Origin of the sequence: Streptomyces sp. NPDC050549, assembly GCF_040655035.1 — a bacterium.
Taxonomy (GTDB): domain Bacteria; phylum Actinomycetota; class Actinomycetes; order Streptomycetales; family Streptomycetaceae; genus Streptomyces.
The window spans coordinates 74291-89295 of the sequence record NZ_JBFAJD010000020.1 but is presented as its reverse complement, the minus strand read 5'-3'; the positions used below and the strand labels follow the sequence as shown (position 1 = coordinate 89295).

At 74.4% G+C, this 15005-nt stretch carries 1 protein-coding gene (cut by a window edge); it reads left to right on the top strand.

Features of this window, described 5'->3' with window-relative positions; all coding sequences use genetic code 11:
- Window positions 1-15005, top strand: partial view of a hypothetical protein gene (locus AB0I51_RS27410; RefSeq protein WP_362979485.1) — the 3' portion only. Its footprint begins 12637 nt before the window's first position; only the last 15005 of its 27642 coding nucleotides appear in the window; its start codon lies beyond the left edge, outside the window; its stop codon occupies window positions 15003-15005.

The window sequence follows — 15005 nt, the reverse complement described above, 5'->3', positions numbered from 1 at the left end:
CGCTCTACGGCGTCGACTCGGTGATCGACCCGAGGGCCCTGTACGAACACGTCCACCAGACCTTCCACGCCGATCTCGACGACACGGCGGCCGGGCAGGTCTCGGACTTCCTCTCGGAACAGGTGCTGCGCGGGACGCTGCCCATGCAGGTGGACGGCGGGATCTACTCGCCGGTGATCACGGACGCCGACGGCAACGCGGTCGGCATGCTGCACCTGGTCACTGTGCCGACCGTCGGCACCCCGCTGCGGCAGAGCACTCCGGGCCAGATCAACCTGGAGAGCCATCTGGTCAACACCGCGAAGGTCGACCTGTCGTCGCGGTACACCAGCGGTATCGGGGTAAGCGGCAGCGGTGCCGCAGCTCTCACCGGTGACCACAGTCAGGGCCATCCGGACGCGTCGAGCACCATCGGCGGCAGCCTGGGCCTGCGCGGACAGACCCAGGCGACGGTCACCAACACCTACAGCGCGAGCAGTTCGGCCGGCACGATGCACGCCATCCGCACCAACCGGGGCCATCTGCTCACCCCCTCCGCCGTCACCTACCACGTCACCCTGATCCGCCCGGACGGCACCGAGGCGCCGGCCCCGGCGCTCACCCAGGCGCACGGCATGGATCTGCGGGTCCTGAGCAGGACGGATGCCACGGGACATGCGCCGACTCCCGCCGAGACGCGTGAACTCCCGGACTCGCTGGAGCGGTTGGACGGCATCGGGCTGAGCGCCGCCCCGCTCGACGTCACCGGCACCGACGGCCTGTTCGACGAGGCCGAGACCTGGCTGCGCCGCGAGGGCTTCCTGCCGCCCGCCTCCACGGCCCCGCGCCCCACGCGGATCGTCGGGCGGTTGAAGCAGGCGGTACGCGACCACGAGCCCGAGCACCAGATCCGGCTGCACGCACAGCTCAACAACCTGCGCAGGCTGCGCGAGGCCCGCTCCCGCACCGGGCTGCGCGCCGCCACCGACGCCATGGTCGACGGCGGCCACGCCCTGCACTTCGAGGTGCCCAACAGCACCGACACCGGCGTCCGGCGCGTCCGGCTGCTCCTCACCGCCACCCGTGACACCGCGCAGGCCAGCACCCACAACCTGGTCCTGCCGGGCATCCAGGTCATGGGTCTGGCACAGATGGCGGGCAGCGACGCCGAGCAGCGGGGCGAGTCGTACGGCGGGGCGCTCGGACCGATGGGCAGCGTCAGCGGACCGACCGGCCCCTGGGGGTCCATCGGGTTCGGCGCCGACTACCAGTACGGCCGACAGATCACCCACGGCGACACCGTGGGCGGCGCCACCGGGCACGACCAGTTCTTCATCGCCACCAACCAGGACAGCCACGAGTTCGCGGTGCCGGTGCAGCTGGCGCTGGACCTGTACGCGGACGGCGGCGACCAACCCGGCGAGCGCTTCGGGCAGCACGTGAACCGGCAGGCGGCCCCGGCCCCGGTCGTCACCCCGGCCGCCCCGGCGCCCGCTGTCACCGGCGCGCCTCCCGTCACCGGTACGGCTCCCGCCGTCCCCGCCCCTCCGGTCGTCCACGCGCCGACGGTCGCCGGTTCGCTGCGCCTCGCGGTGCCGGACGGCCGTACCCACGCGCCCTCGGCGGTCCCCGCAACGGGCCCTGCCACGACCGCCGCGACGCGCCCCGCACGTGCCGACGGTCCGCCGCGTCCGACCAACCCGGTGGACAGGGCACGGCTCGACGGCACCGACGCCAACGGCGTCCCGCGCCCGGAGCTGGTGCGCATACCGGACGACGCGCTGATCGACACCGTGCGCGGTGCCGCCGCCATCGAGTCGGTCTTCCAGCGGGCCGCCGCCGACATCCGCCGCCAGGCACAGCCGACGCCCCCCGCCACCACCGGCACCGGCACCGGCACCGGCCCGATCCTCCCGGTCGCCGCCCCGTCGACGACCGGTACGGCCCCGGCTCCCGCCCCGCCCGCGCGCGACGGCGTCTCCCCGCTCGCCGGGCGCGGGCTGACGGACAGCACGACACGTGCCGCCGAGACCCGGCACGCCGCGATCACACCGGGCAGTCTGGTCGCCCACGGGCACGAACTGTTCAAGAACTCCTACGTGGTTGAGGGCCTCAGCCTGCCAGGGACGGTCGCGGACGGGCAGTACTCGCTGGAGATCCAGGCCGTCGCGCACCGGCCCCGGCTGCTGGACACCACCCGGCAGTATCTGGAGACGGGTGTCTCCGCCACCGACAGCGCCCAGCAGCTCAAGTCCCTCGGAAAGTCGCACCAGTTCGGCGGCAGCGGGGTGCTCACGCAGAACCCGCCGAAGCGGCCGGCGGGTCCGGTGAACGCGGCCGGGCAGGGCAACACCGGTCCGGAGTCGGACGGTTCGGTCTCCACCAGCCAGACCGGCGGCAAGTCGTACAAGGGCCTCTTCAACCCGTCGGTACGCCTGGGCCACGTCTCCCGCACCGACACCGCCGACACGCTCGCCGCCAGTACGGGCGTCAACCGCACCCCCACCGAGAGCGGCGACCTGCACCGGGTGGTCGCCGACGTCACCTATGTGGTCACGGTCCGGGCCGGCTCCCGCACGCTCCTCAACGGCGTCGGCGAGTTCGGCACGATCGCCCCCGTCACCTTCGCGGTGGACGTCCCGGACGGCCTCCAGTTCCTCATGACGCAGGGTCAACTGGCCCGCGACGCACGGTGGATGGGCTCGGTGCAGGGACTCACCCCCGCGCCCGCCCCGGCCCTGACGGCGCCCCTCCCGGCGCCGTACAGCCGCAACCGCGAACTGGGTCTCGGTGGAGTTCTCTCGGTCATCGAGTACGACCGTCCCGTCGCCGCCCCCGTCCCCACGACCGGGCCCACCGCCGGCCAGATCCCGCTGGGGCCGGTCAACCCGAGGGAGCGGCGCGGGCAGATCAGGCGTGAGTTGCTGGCGCTGGTGGAGGCCGAGGCGCCCGGAGCGGTCACGCCGGGGCACTCCGGTTACCAGCAGGGTGTGCACGGTCGCGTCGCGCAGCTCACCTCGTCCGCCGGACTGCGCTCGCTGCCCGGCCGCGGCCCGGACGGCACCCCGCGCCGGGCCACCACCCGCTTCCACTTCCGCCACCACGGCTTCGGCGGCGAGCGGCTGGTCGAGGTCACGGTCACGGCGGTGCCCCGGCGGACCCAGAACCTGGCCGCCGTCCGCGGTTCCTCCACCCCCGGCTCGGGCCTCGAACAGTGGCAGTCGCACACCGCCGCCGGCCGCACCACCACGCGTGCCTCGGTCCGGCAGACGCAGCTCCCGGTCACCCTGACCACCCGCTACCTCCGCCCGAACCAGGGCCCCGACCCCAGCAAGACGGACCGCGCCGCGCCCGTGTTCACCCCGCAGTCGGCCACCAGCGTCTCCAGCCGGCGGGCGGCCACCGCCGACAACCGCTTCTGGCTGCGCACCGACAACGGCGCGGACTTCGACGGTCTGGAGTACGACTACGAGCTGTCCGTCCGCTCCGCGTTGGTCACCGACTGGCCGCCCAATGTCATCGGCGGCCTCATCCAGAACGGTGTCATCGCCTGGTCCGACGCGGACGGCGACGTACGCCGGTGGACGCAGCAACTGCTGGCCCGGGGCAACCCGCGCACCAGCACCGTCCCGGCCCGGCTCGCGCTGCGGTTCACCGGCACCGAGACCACCCCGCCCGGTGGCCCGGCCCGGGCGAACCCCCCGTCCACCGTCTCCGGAGCCGACCCGCGCGACACAGTGCGGCCGGCCGGCCCCGCCGCCGGCCCGTATCTCGTCCCCGCGCAGATGTTCCACCCGGTGGGCCCCACCCCGGCCTTCCACTTCGACGGCTGGGCGCATCTGGAGACGGCCCTCAACGACGTGGCACCGCGCGGCGGACGCGGCTGGCACGCGCAGATCACCTCGGTCTCGGTCGAGGGACAGGCCGTCAGGCTCGGCCAGTTGATCCAGGCCGGGCGGGTCGCCCTCGACCGCCCCCGGCTCGCCGCCGACCTCACCCGCAGGATGCCCGGCACCACCCCCTTCGAAGGAGCACCCGAGCAGCCCCCGGCGATCGCGGTGACCCTCTACAACCCGCGCCGCTCCACCCACGCCGACGACGTCACCCTCGACCAGCTCCACAACACCACCGACACGGTCAGCACCGCCGGCGGCGCCGACCACTCCCTCGCCACCTCGTACACACATCTCCTCAGCGGCGACGACGACAACCACGAGATCGCCGGGATCGGCGTGCCGCTCGCGCAGCGGCAGACCCAGCCCTCCACCTTCGGCGGCACCACCACCGGATCGCGCCGCGACTGGCTGAAGTCGGGCAGCACCTCCGCACCCGCCAACGGGGCACGTGGCACGCGCAGTTACGTCGTCGACGTAGACGCCCACCTGCTCGTCGAGGGACCGGAGGGCACCCGCCACGTCACCGGCACCGTCACCCTCCGCGTGGAGGAACGCGACCTCCTCGGTCACGGTCTCCTCGCCCCGGCCGAATCCCCGCCGAACGTCCACGACCTGCCCGCGCTCGTCCCCGACTGGACCACTGCCCAGCCGCACACCCTGCCCGAACGCCTGCACGCCGCGATTCCCGCCGGCAGTCATGGCGTCCAGTTCTGGGCGGCCCTCGGCGCCGACCCGCAGGGCACCCGTCTCGGCCAGGCGCTCTACGCGGCCTCCCGCACCGCGGTGCTCGGCAACCGCCCGCTGGAACTGATGACCCGGGACCAACAAGGCATCCGCCGCTGGGAGTTCACCCCCGACGGTGCCCTGGTCACCGCCGACCCGGACCTCACCACCGCGTGGACCGCGTTCCACGCCCAGGCCGAACTCCTGCACACCGCCACCGACACCCTCAACGACACCCCGCAGCTCCTGAACCGCCTCACCGTCGCCCTTCAACTGGCCAACCGCGCACACACCACCGCCGTAGTGGACCATCAGGAGGCGCAGCGCGCGGTCACGGACGCGATCGACGTCCACCGGCGGGCGACGCGGAAGGCCGCCGCGTCCGACCAGGCCGCGCGTGACGCCGAGGCGCTGGTGGCGCGGCTGAAGCGGGACCACGCGGAAGCCCAGCGGACCGTCGCCACCCTGCCGTCCGTGATCCAGCAGCATGTGCGGGACGAGGCGAAGGCCCGGCACGACCTCCAGACGGCCCTGGCCCGGCTGACGGGGACCGAGAACGCCGTACGCACCGAGCGGATCGCCGCCGCGCGGGCCGCCGCCGAACAGGCCGCGAAGAACGGGCAGCCGACCCCCGCCCCGGTACCGGCTGCTCCGGCCCCCGTCGCGCCCGGCGCCGCGCGCTCCCACGATCCCGCACCCGACGTCGCCGACGACCCCCGGGTGCGGGCCGCGGTCCCGGCGATCACCGCCGCCGACCGCGCGGCCCGCCAGGCCGCGGCCCAACTCGCCACCGAGCGAACGGCGTTGACGAGGGCGCAGCACATCGTCGAGGTCGGCCCGGATCGCATCGCCGAGGCGGAGGAGAACCACGAGGAGGCCGTGGAGGAGGCGGAGCAGGACGCCGCGGACGTGGTCCGCCGGGCCGGCGACCTGCGGGACGCCAGGCAGGCGGAGGCCGACGCCCAGGACGAGGTGACCGAGGCCGAGAACGAGGTCGCCCGGCGCAACGGGCAGGTCGTCGCCGCCGTCACCGCGCAGCTGCAGGCCGCCGCCGACCAGACCTCGGCCACCGCCGGACTGCCGGGCCTGTCCACCGCCGTTCAGGACAGTGCTCCGGCCCCCGAACAGTCACCGCGCACCACCTTCGCCACCACCCCGCCCCGCTGGCCCACCCCCGACGGCCGGCCCGCCCCCCTCCCCGCCGCCGGCCAGACCCACACCCCGGCGCCCGCCACCACCACGGCCGCATCTACAGCCACGCCCACACCGACCCCGGCGAAACAGCAGCCGAAGAAGAGTGGACCGGTCAAGTCCGGTACGAGCAGCGCGAAAAAGAACAAGACCGACAAGGCGAGCAAGACCGACAAGAACAAGAAGCCGACCCCCGGCAAGAACACGACCACCACAACTCCGGCCGCTGCGCCGTCCCCGTACGTCGCCCCGACCGGCAACGCCGTCCCGACCCCCGGCGACGGCAACTGCCTCCTCTACGCCGTCATCGGCAGCGCACCGCACCTGGTCCGCACCCACCTGCGGCAGGCGAATCCGGCCTTCGCCCCGGGCACCGCCGCCTGGCTCGCCCGGCCCGACGACGTACGGCAGACCCTCGCCGCGGTGACGGCCCACCCGCAGACGACGAACCGGGGATCAGGCCATCTGCGGGCCGCCCAGCGGGAGTTGCAGAACCTGGTGCTGACCCGGCTGGCGGCGGCCCGTGACGGCAGCAGGCCGCTCCCGCCCCAGGTGCTCGGCCAGCTCCGGAGCGCCCTTGTCGGCAACTTCACGACAGCGGTGCAGGGCATGTCCGCCGCCCGGATCGACAACGAGCTGGTCCAGTACGGCATTCAGGGCGTGACCCAGGCCGAGGACCTGGATCCGGTCGATCTTCAGACCCGCTATCTGCAGGCCGTCTCGGCGCCGGGCGCCCCGACCCCGCCGACCGGCGCCGCGCCGAGCAACCGTCGGATGTTCGCCTACCTCCGCGCGGTGGACGCGCTGCCGACGCCCGCCACCATGACCCCGGACGAGCGCCGGTCGCTGCTGATCGCCGGGTACCACCGGAGCACCGCCCCCCTCACCGCCGACGAGGAAGCCGTGCTCGACCGCGCGGTGCGCAACTGGTCGGCCGCCTGGGCGCACCCGGTAGGCGACACTTTCCTGCCGCTGCTCGCCGACACCCTCGGCGCCCCCATCCACGTCTTCCAGCCGATGGCCGCCACCCTCGCCGGCACCACCGCGACCGGCGGCCCCCGGGGCATCGTGCTGCGCTACGGCCCGACGACCACCAACACGCCCGCGCTGGAAGTCCATTACACGGGCCTCAATCACTACAGCGCCAGCGGCGCGCGCACACCGGCCATCACTCCGTCGAGCGCGCCCCGGGGTCCGGGGGATGTCAACAGCCTGCTGCGGGAGGGTCGTTACCGTCCCGCGCCCCTTCGTGACGCCGACGAGGAGCGTCCCGCGTCGCGTGTCGCCGATCCGGCGCCGAAGGACTCCTGGTACGGCCTGCGTGCGTATGCCCGTCCCGCCGTGCACAGCACGGAGCGGTTCGATCCGCATGCCGATCAGTCCGGTCCGTCGCGTCCGGGTGTGCTCAGCGGTGCGACGACTCTTGTCCGTACGAGCATCCGTCGTATCCAGGCACCCAGCGGTCAGTGGGTCCGCGACTACACGCTCAACCTGCCGGTCTCCACCAACGACCCTGCTCTCGCCCGGCAGTTCAAGGACCGCATCGCCGGGCTTCTGGACACGCATCTCAACTCCGGTCTGGAGCTGCCCGGTTCGGGCGACCAGCTCCACATCGGCCTCAACCTGATCGGCGAACCTGATCACCCCGAGGCGATCACGCTCACCGACACCAGCGCCCCCGCCCGAGCGGACCAACTCCACCTGGACCTGGGCCACTCGGACGCCGACCTCCTTCACGAGGTCCTGCACTATCTCGGCCTCCCGGACGAGCAGCGCGACAACGACTTCCTGCTGCGCAACCACCCCAACAGCACCGCCGTCCGCACCACCGGCGTCATGGCCGACACCCACACTCCCGTCCACATCCCGCGCCGTTACCTCCGCACCATCGAGAACGTCACCGCCGCGGGCCCCCAACTCCACGACCACGCAGGCCAGTTGGCAAACGGCCCCGCCCAGGACCCCGACACCACCCCCATCCCCGCAGACACCACCCCCACCTGGCCCACCTCCAACGCCCCCGTCGCACCGCCCTCCTCGACGTTCGTCCTCGCCTACGGCTCCCAACTGGACGGGAACGTAGGCCTGGTGCACCTCGAACCGCTGTCGGCGGCCGTCGTGGACGGGCTGCACCAGCAGGTGATGACGGAGCTCGGCCTTGCGCGCGCGGCGGACACGCATCCGGTGCGGGAGCAGCTGCGGACCGTGGCGAGCGCCGAGACGCTGGTGATCAACCTGCCGTATCTGCGCGGCAGTCTGGGGTTCCGGATCACGCTGCGCGTGGATGGCCGGGACCGCGACGTGGACCTGCGGATGCGGCTCGCGAACCCGGTCGCCTCGGCCCGGTACGGGCAGGCCGAGGGCGCCGAGCGGGACGTAAGGGTCGAGCGGCGCGGCATCGGCAGCCAGGAGTCGGTGTCGACGGAGGCGTCCGGCAACATTCGTACCCTGCTGCTGCCCTGGACCGCGTTGTTCCCGGTCACCCGGGCGATCCCGGTGCGCGGGGTCGACGTGGCGCTGACCCTCGCGCTGACCTTGAACCAGCTCTCGTCCTCCGCGTCGGTGACCACGGTGGTGCAGTCGACGACGGCCCAGCGCAGCAACGAGCCCTCCGAGCCGTACGACTTCACCGCCCTGTGGGACGTACGGCTGGACACTCCGGCGCTGGCCGCGCCCGTGACCTGGGGGGTGCCGCAGTCGCACGGGCCGGTGACCTTCTGGTTCCCGCAGCATCTGGCGCGGGACGAGGAAGGGGAGTTGCCCGTGGCGGCGGATCTGGGCGACCTTCCGGTGTGGGGCGTGGACACGGTGGCGGAGCCGGGGCGGCTGCTCGCGGAGACGCTGACCCGCTTCGACGCGCGACTGCGGACGCTGCACGAGGACTCCCTCGCGGACCTGGAGACGTTCCTGTCGGAGCCGTTGCTGCGGGGCACCCTGCCGATGCAGCGGGACGGCGGGGTCTTCTCGCCGGTGCTGCTCGACGAGTCGGGGCGCGCCCTCGGCATGTTCCAGCTGCTGACCGACGTGGAGGTGGGGGAGCCGCTGCGGCAGAGCGTCCCCGGGAAGATCAATCTGGAGAGCCACCTGACGCAGGTGGTGAAGATCGAGGCCCAGTCGAGGTTCAGCAGCGGTGTGTCCCTGTCCGGGAGCGTCGGCCCGGCGCTCACCGGTGACCACAGCGAGGGGCACCCGGACGCTTCGCGGCGGGTCGGCGGCGGTGTGCTGGGGCGGGTCGCCGTCCAGGCGGGGACGAACGACGCGCTGACCCAGAGCGCCGGCACGGCACTGATGCACGCGGTGCGCACCAACCGCAGCCATCTGCTGGCGCCGGCGACGGTACGGCACACGCTGGTGCTGCATCGGCCGGGCGGCGGGCAGGAGCGCTTCGAGCCCGGCGACTGGCCGCGCGGGATGCATCTGCGGCTGCTGACCGCCGAGGACGCCCGGGGCCATGCCCCGGCCGACGACGAACTACGGCGCCTCCCAGCCGAGTTGGAGCATCTGCGGTCGATCGGCACCAACGCGGCACCGCTGGCCGTGGCGGGCACCGAACCCCTCTTCGTGCACGCCGAGAACTGGCTGCGCCGCGAGGGCTTCCTGCCCGGCGACACCAACGCCCGCAACCGGATGCTGCCCGACGAGGCGCTGGTGCAGGCCCAGTTGAACAATCTGCGCCGGTTCGAGCAGACCCGGTCGCAGATCGGACTGCGGGCGGCGACGGACGCCATGGTGGACGGCGGCCACTCGCTGTTCCTGGAGATCCCGACCGTGGGCGGCACCCGTCGAGTGAGGCTTGTGCTCAGCGCGGTGCGCGGCGAGGGCGAGAGCACGCACACCACGGTGCTGCCCGATGTGCAGGGCATCGGCCTGGCCTCGCTGGCGACGGTCGCCGGCGACTCGAACGGCTCGCAGTACGGGGCGTCGTACGGCGCCGGCGGTTCCTTCGGGCTGCCGGTGCGCGGCGGCGCGTGGACCCTCGGTGGGACCGGCGACCATGTGCGCTCCCACCGGGTGCAGCACGACAACAGCACGCAGTTGTCCCTCGGACACGACCAGCAGTTCATCGGCAGCGGCGCGGGACAGCGCAGTGAGGTGTTCGAGGTCCCGGCCGAGCTGGCGCTCGACCTGTACGAGGGGCCGGGGGAGGAGCCGCGGGTGCGGTTCGCCCAGGAGACGGTGGTGCAGCCGTACGAGCCGCACGGCGCGCCTCCGGCCGGTCCGCACCCTCCGCCGCCGGACCGGGTGCCGGGGACGCTGCGGCTTTCGGTGCCGACGCTCCGTACGCTGCCCGCCGACGAGCCCGCCCCGGCGGCGCCCGCCGCGCACACCGTGCGGGCCGCGGCCGACGCCGACCGCGCCCTGCTCGAACTGACCGACGAGCATGGCACCCCGCGGCCCGACTCGATACCGCTGCCGGACGACGCGATGGTGGAGGTGTTCCAGGCGTCGGCCGCGCTGGACGAGGCGTTCCGCGCGGTGCTCGGCAACACGTATGCGGGGCACCCGGCGCGCGGCCTGCTGGACGGGGCCTGGGACGCGGTGGCGGACCGCACGCCCGCGCCGGTGGCACGCGTCGGCCGGGCCGTGGGCGAGTCGCTGGCCGGCGCAGCCGCCACCGACCCGACCACGGTGGCGGCGGAGATGCTGACCGCCGCCCGCAGCCCCGCGGCCCTGCTCGCCCGCGGCCACCAGGTGTTCAAGGGCGCCTACGTGGTCGAGGGACTCACCCTGCCGGGGCTCGCCGCGGACGAGGTGCTGTCGGTGGAGATCCAGGGCGCCCTGCGCCGGCCGCGGGCGTCGGGCGAGCTCACGCAGTACTTCGAGTCCGGGCTGGCCGCAGCTGACGGGGCCGGGCAGCAGCGCGGGGTGTCCCACGGCGCCCAGTGGGCGGCCGGCTTCACCGCCGTCCGCAACGGTTCGTCGGTGCAGACGCCGGGCTCCGACCAGGCCGCGGGCAACGACGGCGACATCGGCGGCATGGACGACGGCGGCACGCTGCACACCCGCGCCGACGAACCCGAGCAGCAACAGGGCGCCCCGACGACGAGTACCGCGCCCCGGCATCCGAGCCTCAACCCTTCGGCCCGGTACACCCGTACCACCCGAGGCGACCGGGCACGGGCGCTGGCCTCCTCGACGGTCGTGAACCGTACGGCCACCGAGGCCGGCGCCCAGCACCGCATCACGGCCGACGCACTCCTGCTGGTGACGTTCCGCCGGGGCCGCCGCAACGTCGTCGGCAACGCGTTCGGGCAGGGCGAGGGCCGTACCGTGACGGTGGCGGTCGAACTGCCGGACGCCGTGCGGTTCCTGGCCACCCCGGCACAACTCCGGCGCCACGCCGCCTGGTTCACGCCGGTGGCCGGTCTCACGGTGCCCGAGGCGACCGTGGGCTCCGTGCCGCTGCCGCGCCGGTTCACCGCCTCCGGCGAAGTGGGCCTCGGCAGCGTCAACGGGATGGACCAGTTCACCGACGCCACACGGACGGTGCCGCGCCGCGACGCCCTGCGCCAGGAACTCCTCACACTGATCGAGGAAGAGGCATACGGCACGACCCGGCCCGGCCACGCGTCGTACCTCCCGGGCGTGGCCACCCGCATTGCCGACCTCACCTCCACGGCGGGCCTGCGCACCCTGCCCGGCCGCGGCCCCACCCGCGTCCAGCGCTTCCGCTTCCGGCACGTCGGCTACGGCGGCGCCCGCCTCGTCGAGGTCACGCTCACGGCCCGGCCGGATGCCGACGACCACGCGCTACGACTGCTGCGCGGCCACCCGGCGGCAACGGGCTCCGGCATCGAGCAGTACCACGGCCACACCCCGTCCTCGGTGACCGACCAGACCGCCGACAGCACCCGGCACTCCGGGTTCGTCCAGTTCCAGACCCGGCTCCCGCGGCCCACCGGCGGCCCCCGCACCGACCGCGCGGGCGCCCTGCTCAGCGCCGACACGGTGCGCGGCAACTCGGCCCGGGTCACCCGCGCCGCCGAGGACCGGCACTGGCTGCGCACCGACAACGTCGCCGACTTCGACGGCGTCCCGTACCGGATCACCGCCACCGTACGGTCCAGCGTGACCGCCGACTGGCTGGTGGACCTGCCGGGCAGCGTGCTCCAGCACGGCGTGCTCAGCCTGACCGACGCGAACACCCCGCTCGCCGACCGCGTCGCCCATCTCTTCCTCGGCCGCCCGACGCGCACCGCGACCGTGCACGCCACCGCCGCGCTGCGCTTCACCGGCAGCGAGACCGACGAACCCGCCCCGGCCGAGCGGCAGTCGACGCCGGGCCGGTCCGACCGCCGGCCCACGGCACCCGGACACCGCTTCACACCGGGCGGCCCCGCACCGGTCTTCGGCTTCGACGCGGGCACCGAACTCGCCGCCGCACTCGGCGAGGCGGCACCGGCCCTGACCCGCTCCTGGCGCTCGCTCGCCGCCTCCGACTCCGCGGACACCACCGCCGCACGGATCGGCGAACTCCTCCAGGCCGGCACGATCTCGCTGGACCACCCGCGCGGCCCGGGCGGCCTCACCACCACGATGCCGGGCGCCTACCCGTTCCAGAGTGCTCCCGGCACCCCGCCCCGGCTCACCCTGGAGCTGTACCGGCCGCGCCCGGTGACCGACACCGGGGACGTGACGGTGGACCGGGTGCGGCTCATCACGGTCAGCGCGGGCTCCTCCTCGCACGCGGGCCTCACCGGCGGCCTCTCGGCGCAGGGCGGCTTCAGCGCCGACGACTCCAACCGCCAACTCCTCGGCTTCACCGTGCCGGTACTGGCCCGCCAGGCGCAGGACCCGGGCACGGGCGCCACCGTCTCCGGCACCCGCCGCGAGTGGTTCAAGCACGGCAACACCACCACCCCGGAGGGTGCGCGCGGCACCCGCAGCCACGAGACCCTCGCCGACGCCCTGCTCACCGTCCACGGCCCGAACGGCACAAGGTATGTGACCGGCACGGTCCGGCTGCGTCCCCTGGAGCGCGACCTCCTGGGCCACGGCGTCACCGCTCCGCGCACCGACCCGGGCGTGTACGACGGCGCTTCCCTGACCCGCGCGGCGGCCGACGCCCAGGCTCAGGAAGGCCGCGCGGCCGGCGTCCTGCGCGACTGGCGCACGGTGCCGCTCCGCGACCTCCCGACCCTGCTGGCCCGCGGCATCGAGACGGCCCAGGCCCAGGCGCCCGACACCGCCCCCATGCTCCAGCTCTGGCTGGCCACGGACGGCGACCCGTCACAGACGGCCCGCGCCCTGTACGCCGCTTCGGGTACGGCCGCGCTCCTACAGCGCCCTGTCGAGCTCGCACTGCGGGACGGGGAGGGGGTGCGCTTCCGGCGGTTCGACAGGAACGGGGATCCGGAGGGGACGCCCGGGGTGGAGGAGCGCGGCGAGGAGGAGCGGGACGGCCGGGGCGGGCCGGACGGCTCGGGCCGGGGTGACCGGCGCCGGGACGGCGGGGCTCAGGACGACGCCGCGCACGACGCCGGCTGGAGGGCCGTACACGATCAGATACGGACGTTGGAGGCGGCCGGGCAGGCGGAGGACGACGCGCGGGCGCGGGAGGCGCAGCTCCAGGAGGGGATGCCGGAGGCCCGACGCGCGCTGGCGGAGGCGCTGCCGCCGGTGTCCCGGGCGGAACGGGACGTGACCGACGCCCGCGCCGCCGCGGACACCGCGGCCGACGGACTCGTCCTCGCCGAGCGGGCCGTGACTGACGCTGCCGAAGTCGATCACGAACGGCGCACCCGTGTAAGGGAGTTGACCGCCGATCTCCAGGACCGGACCGAGCGGGTGGCTGCCGTGACCCGGGCGGCGGGGGAGTTCCACGAGGCGGTCAGGACGGCGGAGGGAGAACTGGAGGCGGCGCGGGAGGCCGTACGAGAGGCGGCGGAACGGGCTGACCGACGGGTTGCCGACTCGACGGCTCAGGGCGGGAGTTCGGCCCACGACGAGGGCAACTCCGGCTCGGACGGCCCCGGTTCCCTCGCCCGGAGCGAGTCGCGCCGGAACCGGGCAGCGCGCGCACTGGACCGCGCACGGACGGAGGCCGAGGCGGCCGACCGCGCCGTGGAGACCGCCCGACACGCCGCCGACGACACCAGGGGCCGGCTCGGCCTGGCCCGGGACGCCGCCCGCGCCGCCGCCGACGCCCTGACCCGGGCCCGGAACCTCGCCGCGACGGCGACCGCGACGGACCGCACGGCCCGGCAGGCGCTCGCCGCGGCGACCGCACACCACGATCAGACGGTCGCCGCGCGGGACGCGGCCCAGGAGGAGTTGGACGCCCTCGGCCTGGAGATCACCGACGCCCTTGCCGAGCAGGCCAGGCAGGCGGCCCGGCAGCGCCACGCGGAACGGGACCTCGGCGATGTCGTGGCCACCCTGGAGGCACAGCGAGCGGCGGCGGGCGACGGCACGGCACTCCTGACGACCGGTTCCCTGGCCGCCACCCCGGCCACCTGGCCCCGCCGCACCCCCCGCCCGGCGCCGGCCCGCATCGGCGTCGGCCCGATGCCCGAAGTGACTGTGGAACCGGGGAACGAACCGGAGAACGAGCCGGAGTTCGAGCCCGAGGCGGAGCCTGAAGCAGCGCCCCAGGAACGGGAGTTCCGGCCGGGCGGAGCCGGGACCGAGGCCGGGGAGGAACCCGGGGATGAACGCGGTGAGGGCCGGCATCGCGCCGCCGTATCCCGGGCGCAGGGTCCGGAGACGTTCGCCCGTTCACTGGCTCAGTTGCTCACAGCCCCCGCCCCCGGCCCCACCGCTTCCGGTACCGCCCCCACCTGGCCCCGCACCCGCGACCCGCACGCCGCCCTCCTCACCTGGGCCCAGGCCGACGTGGCGGCTCACGGAGCACCCGACGACGCGGCACTCCCGGCCCCGGACACCTCGGTGCCGACCGACGCGCTGGCGGAAATCGGCGCCCTCACCGAGGAGTTGCGGGTCCAGTCGATCATGCAGAACGGCACGGTGACCGTGGCGGACGCCGGACTGGACGACCCCGCGCGCCTCGCCCTGGTGCTGGCCCGCCCCGACGACACCCTCGTCTACACGTCCACCCTGGCGGCCCTGGTCGCACGGAACACCGGCCGGCCGGTCCAGGTGCTCGGCCCCGACGGCCTTACCGACCGGTTCGGCCCGGCCGACGGCATCCCACTGACCCTGTACTTCGACGGCAACCGGTTCTCGGTCACCGCGCCCGCCCCGGGCGACGACTGA